This is a genomic window from Streptococcus sp. Marseille-Q5986 (assembly GCF_946902915.1).
GTDB lineage: Bacteria > Bacillota > Bacilli > Lactobacillales > Streptococcaceae > Streptococcus.
In genome coordinates, this window is the sequence record NZ_CAMPPY010000007.1 from 74,123 (window position 1) to 97,253 (window position 23,131).

General features: G+C 41.0%; 20 protein-coding genes and 1 pseudogene. 7 read left to right on the forward strand and 14 right to left on the reverse strand.

What is annotated here, in order from left to right:
- Positions 1 to 57: 57 nt before the first annotated feature.
- The 3 genes from OVN21_RS08925 to OVN21_RS08935 are packed head-to-tail and all read right to left on the reverse strand — an operon-like array spanning position 58 to position 4,022.
- Positions 58 to 1,818, reverse strand: coding sequence for an ABC transporter ATP-binding protein (locus tag OVN21_RS08925; RefSeq protein WP_267248139.1), 1,761 nt, complete (start codon positions 1,816 to 1,818; stop codon positions 58 to 60).
- Complete coding sequence (locus tag OVN21_RS08930) at positions 1,808 to 3,577, reverse strand: ABC transporter ATP-binding protein (RefSeq protein ID WP_267248140.1); 1,770 nt, start codon at positions 3,575 to 3,577, stop codon at positions 1,808 to 1,810. Before OVN21_RS08930 ends, OVN21_RS08925 begins: the two co-directional genes overlap by 11 nt.
- Positions 3,561 to 4,022: a MarR family winged helix-turn-helix transcriptional regulator gene (locus OVN21_RS08935; protein ID WP_267248160.1), complete on the reverse strand. Its 462-nt coding sequence runs from the start codon at positions 4,020 to 4,022 to the stop codon at positions 3,561 to 3,563. The genes OVN21_RS08930 and OVN21_RS08935 overlap by 17 nt, the downstream gene beginning before the upstream one ends.
- 193 nt (positions 4,023 to 4,215) lie before the next feature.
- On the opposite strand from OVN21_RS08935, the gene OVN21_RS08940 reads away from it, so the two are divergent.
- Positions 4,216 to 4,902 (forward strand): DUF308 domain-containing protein, encoded by a 687-nt coding sequence (locus tag OVN21_RS08940; protein WP_267248141.1) that lies wholly within the window; start codon positions 4,216 to 4,218, stop codon positions 4,900 to 4,902.
- A gap of 47 nt (positions 4,903 to 4,949) precedes the next feature.
- Here OVN21_RS08940 and OVN21_RS08945 read toward each other — a convergent pair whose 3' ends face one another.
- On the reverse strand, positions 4,950 to 5,666 hold the full coding sequence (locus OVN21_RS08945; RefSeq protein ID WP_033585772.1) for a YebC/PmpR family DNA-binding transcriptional regulator: 717 nt from the start codon (positions 5,664 to 5,666) through the stop codon (positions 4,950 to 4,952).
- 96 nt (positions 5,667 to 5,762) lie between these two features.
- Positions 5,763 to 7,133 (reverse strand): MATE family efflux transporter, encoded by a 1,371-nt coding sequence (locus OVN21_RS08950; protein WP_267248142.1) that lies wholly within the window; start codon positions 7,131 to 7,133, stop codon positions 5,763 to 5,765.
- Positions 7,134 to 7,242: 109 nt separating this feature from the next.
- Between OVN21_RS08950 and OVN21_RS08955 the strand changes: the two are divergent.
- Positions 7,243 to 7,802, forward strand: a pseudogene (locus OVN21_RS08955) (GNAT family N-acetyltransferase).
- Positions 7,803 to 7,920: 118 nt separating this feature from the next.
- Here OVN21_RS08955 and recA read toward each other — a convergent pair.
- The 7 genes from recA to OVN21_RS08990 all read right to left on the reverse strand — a co-directional run bounded on the left by recA (position 7,921) and on the right by OVN21_RS08990 (position 14,274).
- Positions 7,921 to 9,069 (reverse strand): recombinase RecA, encoded by a 1,149-nt coding sequence (recA, locus tag OVN21_RS08960; protein WP_267248143.1) that lies wholly within the window; start codon positions 9,067 to 9,069, stop codon positions 7,921 to 7,923.
- A 54-nt stretch (positions 9,070 to 9,123) separates the two neighbouring features.
- Positions 9,124 to 10,380: a competence/damage-inducible protein A gene (locus OVN21_RS08965; RefSeq protein ID WP_267248145.1), complete on the reverse strand. Its 1,257-nt coding sequence runs from the start codon at positions 10,378 to 10,380 to the stop codon at positions 9,124 to 9,126.
- 86 nt (positions 10,381 to 10,466) lie between these two features.
- Entirely contained in the window at positions 10,467 to 11,483 is a 1,017-nt protein-coding gene (brpA, locus tag OVN21_RS08970; RefSeq protein WP_267248146.1) for a biofilm formation/cell division transcriptional regulator BrpA, read from the reverse strand.
- 7 nt (positions 11,484 to 11,490) lie between these two features.
- Positions 11,491 to 12,009, reverse strand: coding sequence for a GNAT family N-acetyltransferase (locus OVN21_RS08975; protein ID WP_267248147.1), 519 nt, complete (start codon positions 12,007 to 12,009; stop codon positions 11,491 to 11,493).
- On the reverse strand, positions 11,999 to 12,442 hold the full coding sequence (gene tsaE, locus OVN21_RS08980; protein ID WP_267248148.1) for a tRNA (adenosine(37)-N6)-threonylcarbamoyltransferase complex ATPase subunit type 1 TsaE: 444 nt from the start codon (positions 12,440 to 12,442) through the stop codon (positions 11,999 to 12,001). Before tsaE ends, OVN21_RS08975 begins: the two co-directional genes overlap by 11 nt.
- Positions 12,443 to 12,526: 84 nt before the next feature.
- Positions 12,527 to 13,147 carry a hypothetical protein gene (locus OVN21_RS08985; protein WP_261084779.1) on the reverse strand — a complete coding sequence of 207 codons (621 nt, stop codon included), beginning with the start codon at positions 13,145 to 13,147 and terminating at the stop codon, positions 12,527 to 12,529.
- 263 nt (positions 13,148 to 13,410) lie between these two features.
- Positions 13,411 to 14,274 carry a helix-turn-helix domain-containing protein gene (locus OVN21_RS08990; protein ID WP_267248161.1) on the reverse strand — a complete coding sequence of 288 codons (864 nt, stop codon included), beginning with the start codon at positions 14,272 to 14,274 and terminating at the stop codon, positions 13,411 to 13,413.
- A gap of 185 nt (positions 14,275 to 14,459) precedes the next feature.
- Here OVN21_RS08990 and OVN21_RS08995 point away from each other — a divergent pair, with 185 nt between their 5' ends.
- From OVN21_RS08995 to OVN21_RS11095, 5 genes are all read left to right on the forward strand, one after another.
- Positions 14,460 to 14,630 carry a PhrA family quorum-sensing system peptide gene (locus tag OVN21_RS08995; protein ID WP_267248149.1) on the forward strand — a complete coding sequence of 57 codons (171 nt, stop codon included), beginning with the start codon at positions 14,460 to 14,462 and terminating at the stop codon, positions 14,628 to 14,630.
- A 314-nt stretch (positions 14,631 to 14,944) separates the two neighbouring features.
- Positions 14,945 to 15,241, forward strand: coding sequence for a lactococcin 972 family bacteriocin (locus OVN21_RS09000; protein WP_267248150.1), 297 nt, complete (start codon positions 14,945 to 14,947; stop codon positions 15,239 to 15,241).
- Between the two features lie 102 nt (positions 15,242 to 15,343).
- Positions 15,344 to 17,359: a DUF1430 domain-containing protein gene (locus OVN21_RS09005; protein WP_267248151.1), complete on the forward strand. Its 2,016-nt coding sequence runs from the start codon at positions 15,344 to 15,346 to the stop codon at positions 17,357 to 17,359.
- A gap of 1 nt (position 17,360) precedes the next feature.
- The gene (locus OVN21_RS09010) at positions 17,361 to 17,993 is read left to right on the forward strand and encodes an ABC transporter ATP-binding protein (RefSeq protein WP_033676625.1); all 633 of its coding nucleotides are present in this window, start codon (positions 17,361 to 17,363) and stop codon (positions 17,991 to 17,993) included.
- A gap of 140 nt (positions 17,994 to 18,133) precedes the next feature.
- A complete protein-coding gene (locus OVN21_RS11095) occupies positions 18,134 to 18,412 on the forward strand; it encodes a competence protein ComA (RefSeq protein WP_323744058.1) in 279 nt (92 codons plus the stop codon).
- A 513-nt stretch (positions 18,413 to 18,925) separates the two neighbouring features.
- On the opposite strand, the gene ndk is transcribed toward OVN21_RS11095, so the two are convergent.
- Positions 18,926 to 19,339 carry a nucleoside-diphosphate kinase gene (gene ndk, locus OVN21_RS09020; RefSeq protein WP_267248152.1) on the reverse strand — a complete coding sequence of 138 codons (414 nt, stop codon included), beginning with the start codon at positions 19,337 to 19,339 and terminating at the stop codon, positions 18,926 to 18,928.
- A gap of 108 nt (positions 19,340 to 19,447) precedes the next feature.
- A complete protein-coding gene (gene rpoC / locus OVN21_RS09025; RefSeq protein ID WP_267248153.1) occupies positions 19,448 to 23,125 on the reverse strand; it encodes a DNA-directed RNA polymerase subunit beta' in 3,678 nt (1,225 codons plus the stop codon).
- Positions 23,126 to 23,131: the final 6 nt, after the last annotated feature.

A 23,131-nucleotide genomic window follows, 5' to 3' on the forward strand; every position in this document is an offset into this window, starting at 1 on the left:
AGACGTTTGTCTTCTAGTATAGTGCAGAAAAAGAAGGCCGTCAAGCCTTCTTTTGATTTATTCTTCTGCTTCGTCTTCTGTAAACTGGCTATTGTACAAGTCAGCGTAGAAGCCACCTTGCGCCATCAGCTCCTCGTGATTGCCTTGTTCAATGATATTGCCTTCTTTCATGACAAGAATCAAGTCGGCATTACGAATAGTTGACAAGCGATGGGCGATGACAAAGGAAGTTCGACCCTCCATCAAACGGTCCATGGCTTTTTGGATCAATTCCTCTGTCCGTGTGTCAACAGAAGAAGTCGCCTCGTCCAAAATCAAGAGTGGCGCATCCTTGAGAAGGGCACGAGCAATGGTCAGGAGTTGTTTTTGTCCAACAGACAAGGTCACGGTGTCATCCAAAACAGTATCGTAGCCATCTGGCAAGGTCATGATAAAGTGGTGGATTCCTACAGCCTTGCTAGCTTCCATCATCCGCTCATCGCTGATGCCTGTTTGATTGTAGATGAGATTTTCTCGAATGGTTCCTTCAAAGAGCCAAGTATCTTGCAAGACCATTGAAAAGGCATCGTGTACTTCTGAGCGCTTCATATCCTTGGTATCGACACCATCGATACGGATACTTCCCTTATCAATCTCATAGAACTTCATCAAAAGATTGACAATGGTTGTCTTACCAGCTCCAGTCGGCCCAACGATAGCGACCTTCTGGCCTGCATGAGCTGTCGCAGAAAAGTCATGGATGATGGTGCGTTCTGGTGTATAACCAAAGGATACGCGATCAAAGACCACTTCTCCTCTCACGCCAGTCAATTGTCTTTCCTTGTGGGATTCATCCTGCATCTCAGCTTCACCTAGAAATTCAAAGACACGTCCCATGGCTGCACTCGCTTGTTGTAAGTTCGTAATCCCTTGGGCAATCTGTGACAAGGGTTGGGAGAAGGTTCGTACGTAAACCATAAAGGCTACAATAATCCCTATAGTGATATGCCCTTCTAGAGCAAGCGCGGCCCCAACGATGATGACCAAAACATAACTAAAATTCCCAACAAAGAACATGGCTGGCATCATGATACCAGAGATAAACTGAGATTTCCAGATACTATCATGCAAGTCTTGGTTTAAACCTGCAAATCTCGCTTTGGAGGTGTCCACTGCGTTGTAGCTGGTCACTACATTGTGGCCAGAGTACATCTCTTCCACATAACCATTGACGGCTGCTAGATTATTTTGTTGGGCTTTAAAATAACCCTGTGACTTGGCCATGATTACGGAAACCGCCGCAAAACCAACAAGCGTAGAAACAACCGTTACCAGAGCTAAAATCCAGTTCATACTAAACATGGTCACCAAAACAGCAATCAACAGGAAACTGGCTGAGATAACTGTTCCCAGACTTTGGTTGAGAGATTGCGCCGCCGTATCCACATCATTGGTCACACGAGATAGAGTGTCCCCTTGTGAATGACGATCAAAATAGCCAAGGGGCAAACGATTGATCTTTTCAGCGATTGCTGTCCGCAAGCGTTTTGAAAAATGTTGGATACTTGTTGAAAAGATATAGGCCTGTGTATAGTTAAGGATAGCACCAAGTACATAGAGAATCACTAAAAAGCTAGCAATACTTGAAACAACCTCTAAATCAATTCCTGTCATCAAACCATCTGAAATCAAGTTGGTAATTTCCTTAATCTTGGTTGGTCCATAAACAGTGATGATGCTTGAAGATACAGCTGCTACAACCGCTACTAGTAGGGGAAGTTGGAGACCTGCTAGAAAAGGTTTATAATATTTCCAAAAAGACATCTCCTTATTTTCCATGTTCCAATTCCTCCTTCGATAGTTGTGAGTAGGCAATTTCTTGGTAGACTTCGCTGGTAGCTAGAAGTTCCTTATGGGTGCCTTGTCCCACGACTTTTCCTTGATCCAAGACTAAGATCAGGTCAGCATCCATAATGGTAGAAATCCGCTGCGCTACGATGATCTTGGTCATGGATTGGGTTTTCTCAGCTAGCTCTTGGCGTAAGATACGATCCGTCTTGTAGTCCAAGGCTGAGAAAGAGTCATCAAAGATGAGAATCTCTGGTTTACGAGCCAAGGCACGCGCAATGGCCAAACGCTGTCTTTGACCTCCTGAGAAGTTGGTTCCGCCTTGAGCCACTTCTGATGCAAGACCTGCTTCCTTATCCTCGATAAATGCTTTAGACTGGGTCAATTCCAAGGCTTGCCACATAGCAACTTCGCTTAGAGGAGTTTCTTTGCTTTTGCCAAAATCCAAGTTCCCCTTGACATCTCCAGAAAAGAGCACAGCTTTTTGTGGAATATAGCCGACCTTATTACGCAAATCTTCCAAATCGTAATCTTGAACATTAACTCCGTCCACTAGGATTTCTCCATCTGAAACGTCGTAAAAACGAGGCAAGAGGTTGACAAGCGTGGACTTACCTGATCCAGTCGATCCGATGAAGGCCACGGTTTGACCTGCTTCTGCTTTGAAAGTGACATGTTCCACGACTGCTTCAGAGTTTTTAGAGTAGCGGAAAGTCACATCACGGAATTCCACTTGCCCTTGAACTGAAGGATCTGCTGTCTGTGCATGACTAGGATTTTCAATAGAAGGATGCAGATCCAATACTTGATTGATACGTCCTGCCGAAACTAAGGTACGAGGAAGAACGATAAAGAGTGCTCCCATGAGAAGGAAGCCCATCACGACCTGCATAGCATAGGACATGAAGACCACCATATCACTAAAGAGTGGCAGACGTTCTGTCAAACTTGCGTCGTTGATGATATAGGCGCCAATCCAGTAAATGGCTAAACTCAATCCACTCGAAATCGCCATCATAATCGGGTTCATAATCGCCATCAATCGATTGACAAAGAGATTGAGACGTGTCACCTCATCGTTGGCTGCTTCAAATTTTTCATCTTGGTAATCCTCGGCATTATAAGCACGAACAACTCGAATTCCAGTCAAACTTTCGCGAGTGATGCTATTGAGTTTATCTGTCAATTTTTGGATGACAGATTGTTTTGGAAAGGCCAGAGTCATGAGAATAGTGGTCATCAAGACATTCACAATAACAGCCACAGCGACTGCCGAGAGCCAGTATTCCGATTTTCCAAGGATTTTTCCAATGGCCCAGATAGCCATAATCGGCCCACGAGTCACTACCTGTAAGCCCATAGTAAAGAGCATCTGAATCTGAGTGATATCATTGGTCGTCCGAGTCAAAAGACTTGAGATTGAAAAACGTTTGATCTCCGTCTGTGAAAAATCCAAAACGCGATGAAATACGTCAGTGCGTAGATGGGTTGTATAGGAGGCTGCAACGCGAGCGGCAAAGAAACCAACCATAACAGATGAAAAGAAGGCCAATAAAGACAAACCAATCATCTTCGCAGCTGGTGAGCAAAGTTCACCCAACTGCGTTCCAGACGTTCCCAGTAATTCTGTAATTTGCGAAATGTAGGTCGGTACCTCTAACTCGAGATAGACCGAGAAACAAGTGAAAAGAATCGTAAGGACAATCATCCCCCACTCTTTTCCTGTGATACGTTTAGCGAGTTTCTTCATTCTCTCCTCCTATTTTTTCTACATTTGCTTGCAATTGCCCGAGTACCTTTTCAAAAATTGCCAAGTCTGACTTTGAAACACCCTCTAGCAGACTCTGATCAATCCGATCAAAAAAGGCCTTAACTTCTTGCATCTGCGAACGCGATTTCTCCGTCAAGCGAACAAACTTTGCCCGCTTATCGCTCGGGCTCGCCTCTAACTCGACCAAACCATTTTGTACCATGCGCTTGACTAAATTACTCGCCACAGATTTAGTAATATTGAGTTCCCGCTCGATATCCTTAATCAAGACCAGTTCCTCTTTCTGCTCACAATAATCTAAAAAACGCAGAACTTGCCCTTGCGGTCCACCCATAAATTCAATACCGCAACGCTTGGCTTCTTTCTGTACCATCAGGTGAACCTGATGCCCAAAGCGTTTAAACATCAACATCGGCTTGTCCACGATTGCTCCTTTTTCACGATTAAATATAGTTCTCTGGAGAACTAATATAGTTTCCATGGGAACTATATTATCACTTTCAGAAGAAATGTCAAGAAAAAAGTTCTCAAGAGAACTATTTTAGTCTGAATTGACATTGGAGAATATTTTCTCTATAATAAGCACTAACTACCGTGGATAGGAATCCATTCACTCGATGAAGGGAGAAAACGTTCAAATGAAACCAGAAGAACAAAAAGTTTTAGGGATTTTAGCAACCATTTTTGGAGCCATCGCACTTTTAGGGTCCTGGACCCCGTTTATTAACTATCTATCGTTTTTCATTGCTATTGTCGCGTTGATCTTAGGTATTATCGGACTTATTACCAATCTCAAAAAACGGAAAACAATGGCTATTATCGGAACATCTCTCGCAGTTGCTTCTGTTGTACTTTTCTTTACGACCCAGATACTGTACGCTAATGTCTACAAAGATTTTGTCAGAGAGTTTAGCCGTTCCTATAGAGAAGCTAGTTTCTCAATGGAACGCGACTTGACAGATGATACCATTGATTCACTCCCTGAAGAGGAAGAAGACGATACCTTCACTTGGACACAAGAACAGTTCGACGCTTTAATTGAAGGTGACCTTGATAACAAAGGAAAAGGTGGTACCAACTACAAGGATATTATCAAAAAACACGGACTGCCAGACTCCGAGTTTGATTCCACTATTGAGAGCTACGACACAAAGAAAATTACCTATATTGGCATTGATGATAGAATCAAGACCGTTACTCTAACCTTTGTAAAACAGGATAATGGTCAACTCTTACTAGTTCATAAAATAGCTGTAAACCTAGGAGAAAGCCAGCAGCAAAAAGATTCTGGAACCAGAATCTAATCTCAAATATAAAAAGCGAACAGCTAGCAAGTCTGTTCGCTTTTTTATTAGAATCCATCGACATTTGTGTAGATCTTTTGGACGTCCTCATCATCCTCAAGAACGCTGTAAAGTTTTTCAAAGGTTTCCAAATCTTCACCTGACAACTCAACTTCTGACTGAGGAATCATTTCCAGTTCAGTAACTTGGAATTCTTCGACACCTGACTCACGAAGGGCAACGATAGCCTTGTGAAGGTCAGTTGGAGCTGTGTAAACAGTGATTGTTCCTTCTTCTGCTTCTACATCATCCACATCAATGTCTGCTTCAAGCAAAAGCTCAAAGATAGCATCCGCATCATCACCAGCAAATACGATAACACCCTTGTTGTCAAAGAGGTAAGAAACAGAACCTGAAGCTCCCATGTTACCGCCATTTTTACCAAAAGCAGCACGAACGTTCGCAGCTGTACGGTTGACGTTTGAAGTCAAGGTATCCACAATCAGCATAGAACCATTTGGTCCAAATCCTTCGTAACGTCCTTCTGTAAAGGTTTCGTCTGTGTTCCCTTTTGCCTTATCGATAGCCTTATCAATAACGTGTTTTGGCACCTGCGCTTGTTTAGCACGATCGATAACGAATTTCAAAGCAGTGTTTGATTCTGGATCTGGTTCCCCTTTTTTAGCTGCTACATAGATTTCTACACCAAACTTTGCATATACTTTAGAGTTAGCTCCATCTTTAGCCGTTTTCTTGGCTACGATATTGGCCCATTTACGTCCCATTAGGAATCTCCTTTTTTCACATTTTAATCTTTCTTATTATAACACAAGTCTAGCTGATTTTCACTAGAGGAAATGGATTTTCTTTTGCAAAGCAAGCTAGGATTTCCCTCCGACTGCCACGATTTTCTTGCCTTCTTTTATCCAAGGGTGTCGGGAAAGGGAGAAATAAAGTTGGAGAGTCATCACAACCCAGAGTAGCGGTTCACAGAAAATAACACCTGTGTAGCCTGTCCAAGGAATAATCCAAGCTACGAAAATAATTTTCCCAAACAACTCGATAAAGCTAGATATGAGGGGCAAAAGTTTTTGGCCTAGTCCCTGCAAGCTATTTCTATAAATCAATAAAAGACTTAAAAATGGATAAAATACAGAACTGATACGTAAGTACAAGGTCCCGTTTTCTACCAAGTAGCTGTCTGTCGAACCTGCCAGGAAAGAAACTAGGCTAGGACTGGCAAAAAATAGGAAAGTACAAGCAAGGGCTGCCCAAGACATACTCAAATAGCTCCCTAAACGAAGACCTTGGACAATACGTTTGGGACGTTTTGCACCAAAGTTTTGAGAGATAAAAGTCGTCATCGATGCTGAAATAGCCGTCATTGGTAATAAGGCAAAGGCCATGATTCGCCGTGCTGCCGTTTGAGCATTGATAATGACTGCACCAAAACTATTGACAGAGGATTGCAAAATGACACTCCCGATAGAGACGATTGACCCCATCAGACCCATGGCTAGTCCCTGCTCCAAGAGATTCACATAGAGAGCCTTATTCCATTTGAAATGTTTGAGACCCGGAAGAAGCTCTGGAACACTCTTACGAATATAAAAATAACAGAGGATTGCTGACAAACCCTGCGAGATAATAGTGGCAAGACCCGCAGACTGAACTCCCAGATGCAGTTGCGTAATAAAATACAAATCCAAGATCACATTAACGATAGCTGAAAAGATAAGAAAAGCAAGAGCCGCAAGGCTATCGCCAATCGAGCGCAGTAAGCCTGCAAAAAGATTGTAAGCAAAACTAACCCCTACACAGGTAACAATCATGGAGATGTACTCATAGGATTGAGGAAGGATTTCTACAGGTGTCTCTAAATATTGCAAGAGTGGATAAAGACCGAAGAGGCCTATCAGCATGACAAGAGCACTCAGGATGGCACCCAGAATCCAAGTTGCTGCCACAGCTTCTTTAATCTTAGCAAAATTACGAGCACCGTAAAGACGAGCGATGACAACTCCCATCCCATTTCCAACTCCGAGGGCAAAGCCGATAATCAGATCAAAAATAGCCGTCGTTGCTCCTACTGCTGCTAGGGATTCTTGCCCAAGGAACCGCCCTACAATCAAGACGTCAGCTGTATTGTACAGTTGTTGGAAAATATTGGACAACAGAATTGGAAGGGCAAAGCTCAAAAGTGAGGGGAGAATGGGACCATGAATCAGGTCCACTGTTCGTTTTTTATTCATAAAGATATTATATCAGCTTTCCAGAGGACCGACAAGATTCTTTAACGAGTCCTGAAATCAATTGCTTACAGAGAGACAGTTTGCTATAATCAAGAAAAGGAGGTCATTTATGAGTTTGACCAGTCAATTAATAACCGATGTGTTTCCAGATCTTGATAAAGTTGAAAAGCTAAATAACGAAGTTTCCCCCGAAGAAGAAGAAGAACGAGTCCCTCTTTCTGAGTTTTTGCGCTATCAGGACCGAGACGACGCCCACTTTTTTGCCTTTTATAACGAAGAAAAATTTGTTGGCTTTGCTTTTACCATCTCCAACCAAAAGGCCTTCTATATTAGCTTTTTTGCCATCATGCCTCACTTAAGAAGTCACGGGTACGGGAAGGAAATTATCGATAAACTAACTGATTTTACCAGCAAACCATATTGCTTGAAGTGGAGCGATTGGATAAAGAATGCGATAACTTGGAACAAAGAAAAGCTCGTATGAGCTTCTATCAACAAAATGGCTTTAAAACAGCTAACGCTTTTCTAGAGTATGATGGCTTGAGTTTTGAAATTCTCTACCGCGGTGACCATTTCGACGAGGAAACCTATCGTGATATCTTCCAAAAATTACAAGATGGACATTATTTTGACTTTCATATCAAATACAGACGCTTTAATAATCATTAGTTGTTTCAAGGAAGAGAAGTCTAATGAACTTTCTCACGATAAAACGCATAATACCAAGGTTCTGAATACCTGATATTATGCGTTTTTATAATTTTGAAAGCTTTCCCTAGTTTTATCTCTAATCTTCAATTTCGATTTCAAGTCCATCACCTAGGTCAAGTGTTACTTCTTGGTTAGGTGCCAGATCTTCAGCGACAGAAGTAGGAGTGATTCCCTCTTCATCTTCAATCAAACCGTATTGAACACGAACCTGATAGTCAATCTCATCAAAAACTTCTGGGTGATCTGTCAAGTATTTCTTAGCATTTTCAGAACCTTGTCCAATTTTCTCATCCTTGTAAGAGTACCAAGCTCCTGCTTTCTTGATGATATCCAAATCACTTGCAATCTTCAAGAGTTCACCAGTCTTAGAAATCCCTTCTCCGTACATAATTTCAACTACGGCTTCCTTAAATGGTGGGGCTACCTTGTTTTTTACAACCTTGATTTTGGTTTCCTTACCGACATTGGTTTCTTTTTGGTCACCAGTTCCCTTAATTTGTGTATTACCACGAACATCCAAACGGACTGAAGCGTAAAATTTCAGAGCACGTCCACCAGGTGTTGTTTCTGGATTTCCAAACACGACCCCAACTTTTTCACGCAACTGGTTGATAAAGATGGCAATTGTTTTGGTCTTATTGATAGAAGCACCAAGTTTACGCATGGCCTGGCTCATCATACGAGCTTGCAAACCAACATGGCTGTCTCCAATATCTCCATCAATTTCTGCACGAGGTACAAGGGCTGCAACTGAGTCAATAACGACAAGGTCAACTGCACCTGAGTCAATCAATTTTCCTGCAATTTCAAGACCTTGCTCCCCTGAGTCTGGTTGAGACAAGAGCAGCTCGTCGATATTCACACCAAGTGCTGCAGCATAGGCTGGGTCAAGAGCATGTTCCGCATCGATAAAGGCTGCAATACCACCTTCTTTTTGCGCCTGTGCGACAGCGTGAAGGGCAACCGTTGTCTTACCAGAAGACTCTGGTCCGTAGATTTCGATAATACGTCCCTTAGGATAACCACCTGAACCAAGAGCAATGTCAAGAGCCAAGGAACCTGAACTCATGACTTGCACTTTTTGCTCCGCACGCTCGCCCAAACGCATGATTGATCCTTTACCGAAGTCTTTTTCAATCAGTTTAAGGGCATCGTTCAAGGCTTTTTCACGATCCGCTCCAAACTTTTTTGAAATTTCATCTAATTTTTTTGGTTTTTTCGCCATTCTGTTCTCCTATATTCTACTGATCCTTAGACCTATCTTTCATTATACCAAAATTCAGTCACTTAATAAAGCTTTGCGAACTAGGTTAAAGGCATGCATGACCGCGATATGTCGAACATCTGCTCGACTCCGTTCGGCGATATTAGCCTTGATAACCTCTGTCCCTTTTGCATGTGCCAGTCCAATAAAAACTGTACCAGCTGGATGACCCTCTAGGCTATCTGGTCCTGCCACACCTGTCAAACTGACTCCATAATCAGACTGAGTCTTAAGTCGTGCCTGCTCTGCCATTTTTCGAGCCGTAAACTCAGAAACGACACCGTGTTCTTTCAGCTCTTGATCGGAAATATCCAGCATCTTAGACTTTTCTTCTAAACTGTAAGTGACAAAACCGCCATTAAAGATAGCTGAAACACCTGAAAAGTCTGCTAAAGTAGCCTGAAAGAGACCTGCCGTCAAGCTTTCTGCTGCAGTAATGCTTTTCCGTCTCTTCTTTAGCTCTTCTACAACGACACTTGCTAGACTGGTTTCTTCCCCATATCCGTAACAGATGTCTCGTAGAGAAATCCCCTCGAAGGTCTGGCGAGCCAAGATTTGATTTTCTAGGATAGCCAGTGCTTGATCAGCCTTTTCTTGACTGACTGCTTTTGTGGACAAGCGCAAGGTCACTTCTCCCGTCTTGGCATAAGGCGCCAAGGTCGGATCTGTTTGATGAACAATCAAATCCGCCAAAATGGTCACCAACTGACTCTCACCAATTCCAAAGAAACGAAGCACTCGAGAATATAGTTTGGTGCCTGTCATTAGCTTGGGCAAGAGTTGATTTAAGACCATTGGTTTCAACTCGCTCGGCGGTCCTGGAAGGACTACGTAGGTCACGCCACCTACTTCCGACACCCCTCCTACTGCTAAACCTGTCTCATTTGGCAGTGGAGTTGCCCCTTCTACAATTTGGGCTTGCCGCTCATTATTTGGTGTTCGCGCATAGTCTGGCCTTTGGGCAAAAAAGATATCTAGTTTTTCCTGCGCTTGAGGGTCAAACACTAAATCTTTTCCTAAAAATTTTGCCAGAGTTTGTTTGGTCAAATCATCCTCAGTTGGTCCCAAGCCTCCTGTCAAAATCACAAGATTGCTACGTTGACTCGCAATCTCCAGCAAGGACAAAAGACGAGCTTCATTGTCTCCAACAGCTGTTTGAAAATAAACGTCTACCCCAATTTCGGCTAGCTTCTCTGATAAAAACTGAGCATTGGTATTGACGATTTGCCCTGTTAAGATTTCTGTTCCAACAGCAATGATTTCTGCTTTCATGTTTCCTCCTACTTATCTATTCGAATTCTTTTTGAAAAAATCGCAGGAAATTTCCCACGATTGACTTTTTATTTGTATCAAGAAAGTTAATTATCTTCATCACCAACAGGTGCTCGTCCAAATAAATCTTCAAATAAGACCGCATTGGTTTCAAGCTGAGTGACTTCTTCTTGTCCCAAAGAACGTCGGAGTAGATTTTGCATTTCCAACATATGGGCTCTCGAAACAATCTGGTAAGAAACACCTTGAAGCATCTCTCCTTCACCCTGCAACTGCTGAGTTTCAATGGTTTTAAATGAATCTTTATAGCCTAGCAAGTTAGGGATACTTTTTGCAGACAAATCAATATTGGTCTGCATATTATCACTCAAAGCTTTTAGAATCTCTTGATAATGACCAACGCTATTTAAACTGAGGGCTTTTTCCATGACTTTTTGAATGACTTCACGTTGACGCTTTTGACGACCATAATCTCCCTCAGGATCTTGGTAACGCATTCGTGCATAGACTAGGGCTTCTTCTCCCCCAATGTGTTGCTCCCCAACACCGATAGAAATGGTATTAAATTCTTCTTGGTCGCTGATAGAGATTGGGAAACCTAGAGTATTATTGACTGTGATACCACCTACTGCATCCACTAGTTTTTGCAAACCTTTCATATTGACCATCACATAGCGGTCAATATGGATATTCATCATTTTTTGAATGGTTTCGATAGCAAGCTCTGCTCCACCATCTGCATATGCTGAATTCAGTTTCGCTTCATGAGCCTGACCATTTCCTAATTCAATGCGCGTCAGAATATCCCGCTCTAAACTCATCATCGTTGTTTTTTTCGTTTTAGGATTCACTGTCATCAAGATCATGCTATCACTTCTACCGACCCAAGTTTCAGTTCGTTCAGCATTCCCGGTATCCACTCCCATCAACAGAATGGTCAAAGGTTCTGTTGCTTCGATAACCTTGGTTTCTTCTCCGATTTTTTTATAGGTTTTAGCTAAGGTTTCTGTCCCTTGTTGATAAATAGTATAAGCAAAAACACCTACTCCTACTACAGTTACAGAAAGTAAAGCTAGCACCATTCCAATAATTTTTTTAACCATATTTCTACTAATCTATCAGTTTACCCATCAAGTAAACATCGATAAATTTCCCTTCTTCTATATATGCCCCACGCTCTTGGCTACCTTCAATGACAAAGCCATGCTTTTGATAAAGATGGACTGCTACTTGATTACGAGTTTGGACAGTCAGTTGGAGACGACGCAGAATGCCACTTGCTTGTGCCCACTCTATCGCTTCTTCTAGCAAGAAACTTCCCAAGCCATTATTCCAATATCTTTTTCCAATCACAATGAAGAGATCTCCAATATGACGGACTCTCTTACGCTGGTCAGCTGTAATATTTACAATACCAGCAATTTTACCATTTAAGAATGCAAGTAAGGTTATCTGATTGTCCGAACTAGCTTGCTTGTTGAGGAATATTTCCATCTCCTCACTAGTCAAGAGAATACCATCTCCGTCTAGGCTGGTAAAGTCTGTCTCCAAACTCACACGATTTAAAAAGGCCACTAATTCAGCTGCATTTTTGGGCTCTGCTTCCCTAATGAGCAATTCATACTCCATATTGAAGCTCCTCTAACAATTTCTCAGCACGCAAACCCTTTGCCTGAAAATTTAAACGGCGTCCATCTGCTTCTTTTAGAATTTCCAATTCTAAATAAGTATCTGGCAAGGCATCTCCTAAGAGATTTCCCCACTCAATAACAGTCACGCCTCCACCAAAGAGAAACTCATCCAAGTCAATAGAATCAGCGTCTCCTTCAATACGGTAGACATCCAAGTGGTAAAGTGGCAAGCGTCCTTCATACTCTCTGACAATAGTATAAGTTGGACTTTTAATCATCTGACGGATATCCAAACCCTTGGCAAGACCTTTTGTAAAGGTTGTCTTACCCGCACCCAACTCTCCCGTCAAGATCAGAACATCGTCTTTTTGAAGCAAATGACCTAATCTTTCTCCGATAGCTAGAAGCTCTTCTTCATTTTTTGTGTACATACTTTTATTATACCAAAAACTTTTCTTTTGTGTCTATTTTCCTGCTAAACTTACCATCATAACCTCCATAAAAACAGGCTTTCTCTAAAAGAAAATGAGCGTAGCAATGACCAATACAAGATCTCGGAAAACATGACCATAAAAGGAAACTTCCTTTTTAACAGAATTTGGGACAAGATAGGCTGCAAAAAACAAACCCAGTCCAATATAAATCAGAAGTGAGACAATGGTCATTGGATTTTTTAAGAAAAGAAGTGTTGCTATAATAGTCACCAACACTGTCTTTTTTCTGTCTAGCATAGCAAGTAAATCGCGCATGTATTTTTTCAAGGGTAAAAAAATCAGCAAATCTAGCCCAAACAGGAAAAAGAAGGATGGCAATAAAAAGTCAACTAATTCTTGCTGCAGCGTATTTTTGATGAACAAGTTGTCTGACAAGACAAGAACAGCTCCTAACAAATTAATTAAGAGTAACATACTGTAAAAAAGCTTCACCGACTTCTTACTGGCTAGGACACTATGGACTTCTTGCTTACGGGTATAAAGATAATTTACTCCAGCACAGATTCCTGAAACAAAGACCATACTTCCGATGAAAAAAGCTGTACTTTGTTTAAAGGACAAGATGCATTCCTTCCATAGGAAACAGCTACTCAAACTGATTTGAATTAAAGCTAACAAAAATAAGATTCTCATTGATTTCATCTTTTCTCTCCCTCCCTACCAATCATTATACTAGGAGAAAAGAGAGAACTGTTTCTAATCTTCTCAAATGTCTCTTTAAGACGCTAAACAAACACCAGAGACTAATACTCAATGAAAATCAAAGAGCAACCTGCGGCTAGAGCTGACGTGGTTTGAAGAGATTTTAGAAGAATATAAACTTGAAATAAGACTGATAGTATTAATTTCACTATCAGCCTTACAGGTTATTTAACGTTTCAGAAAAACTATAATGTCAAGATTAACTAAACAGTATCTAATTCCTTCAAATAATTTTCTATCTTCATCAACATTAAAGGATTGTTATAAATCTTACATAACTCTCTTGCTTCTATATAATAATTTTTGACTTGTTCTTTGTCTAGAAATGTGGCTCCAGCATTTCCTACAAGAATAAGTAGAGGAGCCAGTTGGTAGCTTGTCTGCCTTTGTTTACAGAGTTCAATCGTCTCAAGAGCTTCTTGGATGGCTTCATTATATTTTTCCTTTGATACTAGGTAGTGAGCGTAGTTGTAACGAACTCTGATGTAGCCAAATAAAAACTCTTGATGCTCAAAATTTTTTGTCTGATATAACTCCATCAAATGAGAGTAGTTTGCCTCATATTCTTGTTCACGACCCACTAAGGAATAGAAATTAGATAAAGTATTCAACGCCTTTAAATAAATCAGAGTATTTGAAGAGACTTTTAATAATATATTTTCCAATGAAGAAATAGCCTCACACTTACTGTCATATTGATAGAAGTCAATAATAGCTTTAATCCATTCAAGGTAAGTTCGGTCTTCTAGTGTTAGAAAAGTACTTCGTTCAATCTCTATTCTATAAATATATTCCAAATTGTCATAATTTCTGTCATCTAATAGTCGAGCAGATAATTGCTTGAAATTAGAGAGGTTAGATTTAATTTCAATTTGTTCATTAAAAAAATAATCTAATGGCACTTCGAGTCGTTGTGAGAGTTTGAACAAAAGGTCTGCGGAGGGAATGAAATGCCCTCTCTCAATTTTACTAATCTGGCTTTGTTCACAAATTCCTTCTGCAAGAGTTTGTTGGGAGAGTCTCAACTCTTTTCTTTTCAATCTGAATTTCTCTGCGAGTGTATTCATTAAAGATAATAAACCTTCCTGTTTGCTTAATTTCATTATAAAATTTTTAGTTCAAAATAGCAAGTTAAAGGAATAAATAATTCTCTATAGTAATAATAAAAAAGTTCAAAATATAATAAAAATACTTGACTAAATAAAATATATCTGTTAAAATAAGGATAAGGGAAAAGAAAGGGGTTTCACGAATGAAGAAAAATCGTGGAATTCAAAAATTAGCTACATTTGCATTACTAGGTGTTTTTATGTTTAGTAATACAATTCCTTACCAACAATTTATTCAGAAGAATAAACAATTGGAGATTCGAGTGCAATCACAAAAGAAGTCCAATGGTCTTGATGTTGGGAAGGCTGATTGATTTCGTATTACTTTAAAATTCAACTATTTAGAGAAAGGTATTCTGATGAGAGCTTGTAACAATACCAGATAGATATAAGAATGGAGATGTTTGATAAAATGCTTTCATAGCTAACCAACTGTTGAAAATTATGAGTTACAAAATCTAAAGTATTTAAGATTGGTTTATAAAATTAGATCTCTGTCTGTAGAAAGGAACGTGCAGTTAGAAAGGAGGAAAAAATAGGATACTATAATTCAGACTGAGATTTCTAATTAAAATATGTAGTTGCATTTCGCTCATTTTCATAATATTTCATTAAGAGGAGGAATAATATGTTAAAATTTAGAAAAGTAGTTGCATCATCCCTTGCCGTTTTGGCATTTAGTTTGGCTCTTCCTGTTTTGGCAGTTTCTCACCGTGGTGGCGAGTGGACCTATGGAGGCCATCATGATCCATATAATTGGGGAGCATTTTCGAATTATTATCATGGTTCAGAGTATCACTGGGCCTATGTTGGAAGTAATGAACGTGACAATCAAAAAACAGTTTATGCAGGAGCACGTAGTGCGGCCTATGCGTTTGTTAATACAAATTTTGGGGAGCAAATTACATTTGATGCGGGATGGTAAAGAATAATTGAAGAAGATTCTTTTATCAATAGTTTAGTAAGCTTGTTAGTTTATAGAGGGCAGGGGTATTTCTCCCCTCTGTTTTAGAATAAGGAATGCACTATGAAAAAATTATTTATACTCATATCCAACCTGCTTGCTAGTTTGTTCTTTGTTTGGGTATTTACCATTTGGACTGATACATATGTCTCCCATTATTACCCCAACGTTGTTGTACATGATTCTTCCCCTGAAACAACTTTTCAGCATGTTGCTACACGCTTGGAAAAACTAGCAGAAGAAACAGATAGCTTTATTGCGATTCAACACCAAGATCCTAACTCAGAAGGTACTACAGTTTTTTCTTATACAACCTTTGGGGACGGAAAGTTGCCTGATGGGCTTCAGGAAAAAAAACTAGAAGATGCTCAAAGTAGTAGTGTTGAAACAAACTATTTTGTATTCGATGGACACCTAGATATTCACTTGCTAAGGGAGGAGCTAAGTCAACTTGGCTTGACTAACATGAACCTGACAATTCCATCTAAACTATCTACGTTAATGGCTATCTTTAGTAACGGATTTCAGTTAATCAGTCTATTGATTTTCATCTTAACCTTTGGAGCACTGACTTTAATTAGTCAAATTAGCCAATTACGGTCGTCGGGTATTCGCCTCATTTCAGGAGAGAAACGGTGGTCCATTTTCCTTAGACCAGTTGGTGAGGATTTGAAAGGGATAACTGTTGGTTTCAGTTTAGCTGGCGTGCTCGCCATTCTTATGCAAAAAATTCTGTCGCTTCCAACGCAATCTCTAATGACCATAGGAGAAGGCTTGCTCAGTTATAATCTCATCTTGTTGTCGATCTCCCTGTTTTTCGCTCAACTCTTCGCAGTTGGGATAAAAAAGATACACCTGATGCAGATTATAAAAGGGCAAGTGCCTGTCAGAGGAATCATTAGTTTGATTTTAATCGGTCAACTATTAGCGATTATTATTGTAACGCTGGGAATAGGGAGTAGCTTAAAGTATTCCCAAGCCTGGCAACAGCATCGGATTGGACAAGAGGCTTGGAGCCAGGAAAGGCAACTGATTACCCTATCAATCAGCCGTGAAGGAACGAGTCCTGGTTTTGATGAACAAGCTCAAAGGAAACTCAGAACTTGGTATCAATTGATGGATCTGGCTGTTTCAGAACAAAAGGCTTTCTTATCTAGACACCAGTTAATTGACCGTACTTTGCAAAATGGCATGGCTTCCTCCAAAAACTTTATAACCTCTACAGAATGGTACGATTACAGCCCGAATGGCAATGTCCTTATCGTCACACCGCAATACTTGGAGCGTCAAAACATTCCTGTAGATACAACTATTGAGCAAAAGATGAATCACCTTGATGTAGGGGAGTTTGTCTTATTGCTGCCTGAACACCTCCGTTCAGAGGAAGAACATTATAAATCTGTTTTTGAAGACGACTTAACCAGTCGCATGTCTAGTCAAGATGAACGACAGCAAATGACTGCTACGGTAGGTTATTTAGAATCAGGTCAGGATCGTTTTGTGTATAATACGACCCCTATTTCTTACCAACAATTTTTGAAAGATCCAATCATCATTGTTATAACACCCCAATCAACTGGTCCACAGTCCATTTTGTTTTGGATAGACGCAGTACAGAACTACATTCTCTTTAATCAATTGTCTGATGCCCAAGAGCTTATCCAGAGACAAGGCATTGAAAATTGGGTCTCAGAAATGCAAACAGGTTACCACAACTACATCACATTATTGGATAATATCCAGAGGGAACGTTGGGTAATGCTAGCAGGAGCTGTGCTTGGGATTGCAACTTCAATCTTGTTGTTTAACACTATGAATAGGCTCTACTTTGAAGAATTTAGACGTGCCATTTTTATCAAACGCATTGCAGGTCTCAGGTTCTTAGAAATCCATCGCACTTATCTCTTTGCTCAACTGGGTGTGTTTTTACTGGGATTTGTTGCGAGTGTATTTCTTCAGGTAGAGATACTAGTTGCTTTCTTAGTCTTGTTACTCTTTACTGGTCTATCTCTTTTACAGTTACATGTCCAAATGCAGAAAGAAAACAAGATGTCCATGCTTGTTTTGAAGGGAGGTTAATATGATTGAACTTAAACAGGTGAGTAAATCTTTTGGAGAACGAGAGTTATTTTCGAATCTTTCAATGACATTTGAGGCTGGAAAAGTCTATGCCTTAATTGGTTCAAGTGGTAGCGGAAAAACAACCTTGATGAACATGATTGGGAAATTAGAATCTTATGATGGGACGATTTTTTACCGAGGTAAAGACTTGGCCAATTATAAATCGAGTGATTTTTTCCGTCACGAATTGGGCTACCTCTTCCAGAACTTTGGCTTAATTGAAAACCAAAGTATTGAAGAAAACCTTAAGCTAGGTCTCATTGGTCAAAAGTTGAGTCGGTCGGAACAGCGGTTGAGGCAGAAGCAGGCTTTAGAACAGGTCGGCCTGGCTTATCTTGACCTAGATAAGCGCATCTTTGAGTTATCGGGCGGAGAATCGCAACGGGTTGCCTTGGCAAAAGTTATCTTAAAGAATCCACCCTTTATTCTGGCAGATGAGCCAACAGCTTCAATAGACCCAGCAACCTCTCAGTTGATTATGGAGATTTTGCTATCTCTTCGAGATGATAATAGGCTAATCATTATCGCAACACATAATCCGGCAATTTGGGAGATGGCTGATGAAGTGTTCACGATGGATCGTCTGAAATAAAAATCCTTGTTTTTAATTGCATGATGAGTTACTGAAATATTATCATGAATCAATAATTGGAGTTAATTTAGAATTGTACTTTATTAATATTGAGGTAACTTTTTCTTGATAAAGGAAGAAATAGTGGAGAGGAAGTTAGAATGAAAAAATTCGACAATTATATTATTGAGAAGCCTTGCGATTCTAATTCAGATAAACTGCAAAAAATCTTAATAATTGAAAGTTTGGTAGATGATATTTTGCAATTTTCTCTCAGAATCAATAATAGTGTAGGAGAGATTTTCCTCCTACAACCGTTTCAAAAGAAAACTATCTTTATTCCATGTTATTTTGAGGGAGATATTGTGAAAGTCAAAGATGATGATAAAGTTGAGTGGAATTTGTTAGAATTTCAAAAATTTAGAGCATTTTTGGCTTAGTAATCTGTGTTGAAGGCTCAAAACCTATGGTAAAAAAGTAGCTTTGAAAACGTATTGCCTCCAAAGATTTAGTTAAATAATGATTTAACACAAAAAGAAATTATTGAAGTTCTGGAAAGATGTTGTTTCAGTATTGAGAAAAGGTGGGAAAAACTTGCGATTTTCACAGAGAAAGGAAGAAAAAGTATAGAAATATAGTCAATGGAAACAAGAACAGGACAAAAGAACCTTTTGTGCCATATTTTTCTCCTTTCGCTTTACAATTGGCTTGAACACCTTTATTGTATCGCGTTTGGAGTTTTTTTGGTATAACCTTCGACGCGCACCCGCATAGCGGGTGTTTTTTTCGTCTCGCACCTAACGGAGCGAGACGAACTAATAGTCACTTAATCAAAAAACGCACCATATCAAAAACTAAAAAGTTTGATATCATGCGTCATGTCTTAAACTAATTGACTATACTTTCTTTCTATTCAAATGAGCTTTTAACCAATTGATTGAGCCAATCCACTCTTAAAACCAAAGAGCAATTTCTCGCTTAGCTGACTCTTCTGAATCTGAACCATGTACAACATTTTGGATAACCTGATTTTCTCCAGCAGCTCTTGCAAAATCACCTCGAATCGTTCCTGGCAAAGCTTCTTCTGGACGAGTAGCCCCCATCATGTCACGCCAGCTTTCAATTACCTTTGGACCTGAAATGATTCCCACAATTATTGGACCTGAGGTCATAAATTGGCGGATAGGAGGATAAAAACTTTTTTCAACTAAGTCGCGATAGTGTTGGTCAATCAAATCTTCTGAAACGGTTGAACGTAACTCTAATTTTTCGAGTTTGAAACCACGTCGCTCAATTCTTTTCAAAACTTCGCCAACTAGAGCTCTCTTTACACCATCTGGCTTAATGATAAAGAATGTTTGTTCCATATAAATCCCCTTGTCATTTTAGTTCTTCTATTCTACCACATTTCATGGAAAAATGGAGAAAGTTTTCAGAAAAAGAGAAAGAGAACCCGAAGGCTCTCTCATTCTCTTTTATTCTACTGTTTCTTCCACAGTTTCAACGGCAGTATCCACAACTACTTCTGTTGTTTCTTCGTTTCCTTCTTCCTCTACTGGAGGGTTAAGGTATTCTTCTTCGTTGATAGCATGTGGTTCAAGGTTGCGGTAGCGAGCCATACCAGTACCTGCTGGGATGATCTTACCGATGATAACATTTTCCTTGAGTCCAAGGAGATGGTCTTTCTTACCGCGGATGGCTGCATCTGTAAGGACACGAGTTGTTTCCTGGAAGGAAGCCGCTGACAAGAAACTATTTGTTTCAAGTGAGGCTTTGGTGATTCCCATAAGGACTGGGCGACCTGTCGCTGGAACGCCACCGGCGATAAGGACATCTTTGTTCGCATCTGTAAAATCGTTGATGTCTAAAAGGGTACCCATGAGAAGATCTGTATCACCTGGATCCATGACACGGACTTTACGGATCATTTGACGAACCATAACCTCGATGTGTTTGTCTCCGATTTCTACCCCTTGGCTACGATAAACTTTTTGGACTTCACCGAGAAGGTAAGTTTCAACTGACAAGACATCACGAACAGCAAGGAGATGTTTTGGTTGGATAGAACCCTCTGTCAATGCTGCACCACGAGAAACTTGGTCTCCAACTTCAACACGCATACGTGCTGTAAATGGAACGACGTATTCACCTTCGCCAGTTTCACCCTTAACAAAGACTTTTTTCGTACGAGTTGAAGCATCTTCTTCGATAGCTGTAACTTGTCCCTTGACCTCTGTAATAACCGCTTCCCCTTTTGGATTGCGGGCTTCAAAGATTTCTTGGACACGAGGAAGACCTTGAGTGATATCGGTATTTGAGGCAACCCCACCCGTGTGGAAGGTACGCATTGTAAGCTGTGTACCAGGTTCCCCGATAGATTGGGCAGCGATTGTACCAACTGCTTCACCAACTTCAACCGCATCACCAGTCGCCAAGTTGATACCGTAACAGTGACGGCAGACACCATGACGAGTGTTACATGTAAATACGGAACGGATAGTCACTTCTTCCACACCAGCATTGACAATCTCGCGCGCCTTGTCTTCTGTGATTAACTCATTTGGACCAATGATCACTGCACCAGTTTCTGGGTGTTTAACAGTTTTCTTAGTGTAACGACCATTGAGACGTTCTTCGAGAGACTCGATCATCTCTTTTCCTTCCGCGATAGAGCGGATCAAGAGACCACGGTCTGTTCCACAGTCGTCCTCACGGATGATAACGTCTTGGGCGACGTCAACCAAACGACGAGTCAAGTAACCTGAGTCGGCTGTCTTAAGAGCCGTATCGGTCATACCTTTACGGGCACCGTGAGTTGAGAAGAACATTTCGAGTACTGACAAACCTTCGCGGAAGTTTGAAAGGATTGGCAATTCCATGATACGTCCGTTCGGAGCAGCCATCAGACCACGCATACCGGCAAGTTGTGAGAAGTTCGAGATGTTACCACGAGCTCCTGAGTCCATCATCATAACGATTGGGTTCTTCGGATCTTGGTTGTCAACCAAGCGTTTTTCCAATTTCTCACGAGCTGCACGCCATTCAGCTGTAACAGCATTGTAACGTTCATCATCAGTAATCAAACCACGACGGAACTGTTTTGTGATTTGTTCTACACGCTTATGAGATTCTTCAATGATTTCAGCCTTATCTTCAACCACTGGGATATCAGCAATCCCCACTGTCAATCCAGCAAGTGTTGAATGATGGTAACCTAAGTCTTTCAATCGGTCCAAGAATGCAGAGGTTTCTGTTGTACGGAAACGTTTGAAAATCTCAGCGATGATATTTCCAAGGTTTTTCTTCTTGAATGGAGGATTGAGTTCAAGGTTGCGAATGGCTTCCTTGATATCGCCACCTAGTGGCAAGAAGTATTTAGCTGGAAGCCCTTCTGTCAAGTTGGCATTATTTGGTTCTTGCAAGTATGGTAGACCCTCTGGCATGATGTCGTTGAAGAGGATTTTACCAACTGTTGTCAGCAAGACCTTGTGTTTTTGCTCTTCTGTCCATGGTTTGTTGAGGCTGTCTGTCGCGATACCAACACGTGAGTGGAGGTGAACATAACCATTGCGATAAGCCATGACAGCTTCGTCACGATCCTTGAAGACCATTCCTTCACCTTCACGACCAGCTTCTTCCATGGTCAAGTAGTAGTTACCCAAAACCATGTCCTGTGATGGTGTAACAACTGGTTTACCATCTTTCGGATTCAAGATGTGCTCAGCAGCAAGCATGAGGATACGCGCTTCTGCTTGGGCTTCTTCTGAAAGCGGTACGTGGATGGCCATTTGGTCACCGTCAAAGTCGGCATTGTAGGCTTCACAGACAAGTGGGTGCAAACGAAGGGCCTTACCATCGATCAAGACTGGCTCGAAGGCTTGGATCCCCAAACGGTGAAGGGTCGGTGCGCGGTTCAAAAGTACTGGGTGTTCTTTGATTACTTCTTCAAGGATATCCCAGATACGTTCGTCTCCACGTTCCACCAAGCGTTTAGCTGCCTTAACATTTTGCACGATGTCACGGGCAACGATTTCACGCATAACAAATGGTTTAAAGAGCTCGATCGCCATTTCGCGTGGCACACCACATTGGTACATCTTAAGAGTTGGACCAACGGCGATAACGGAACGTCCTGAGAAGTCAACACGTTTACCGAGCAAGTTCTGACGGAAGCGTCCTTGTTTCCCTTTGAGCATGTGGCTCAATGATTTCAGTGGACGGCTACCTGGTCCTGTGATTGGACGGCCACGACGGCCATTATCAATCAAAGCGTCAACTGCTTCTTGAAGCATACGTTTCTCATTTTGAACGATGATACCAGGTGCATTCAACTCAAGCAAACGAGCCAAACGGTTGTTACGGTTGATAACACGGCGGTAAAGGTCGTTCAAGTCAGATGAGGCAAAACGGCCACCATCCAACTGCAACATTGGACGAAGATCTGGTGGAATAACCGGAAGGATGTTGAGAATCATCCATTCAGGCTTGTTGCCAGACTTGTAAAAGGCATCCAAAACATCCAAACGACGGATAGCTTTGACACGTTTTTGTCCAGTAGCTGTTTTCAACTCTTCTTTGAGTTCAGTAATTTCTTTTTCAAGATCTACTTGTTTCAAAAGGTCTTGGATGGCTTCGGCACCCATCTTGGCAACGAATGATCCATAACCATACTCACGCAAGCGCTCACGGTATTCGCGCTCTGTCATGATAGACTTGTGCTCAAGTGGTGTATCCTTAGGATCAATCACCACATAAGCCGCAAAGTAGATAACTTCCTCGAGGGCACGAGGGCTCATATCAAGGGTCAAGCCCATACGGCTTGGAATCCCCTTGAAATACCAGATGTGAGATACAGGAGCTTTCAACTCGATGTGCCCCATACGCTCACGACGAACTTTTGTACGCGTCACTTCAACCCCACAACGGTCACAAACAATCCCTCTGTAACGAATGCGTTTGTACTTACCACAAGCACATTCCCAGTCTTTAGTAGGACCGAAGATGACTTCGTCAAAGAGTCCTTCACGTTCTGGTTTCAACGTACGGTAATTGATTGTTTCAGGTTTTTTGACTTCTCCATAAGACCATGAACGGACTTTGCTTGGAGAAGCTAGGGTGATTTGCATACTTTTAAAACGATTTACATCAACCACTATTTC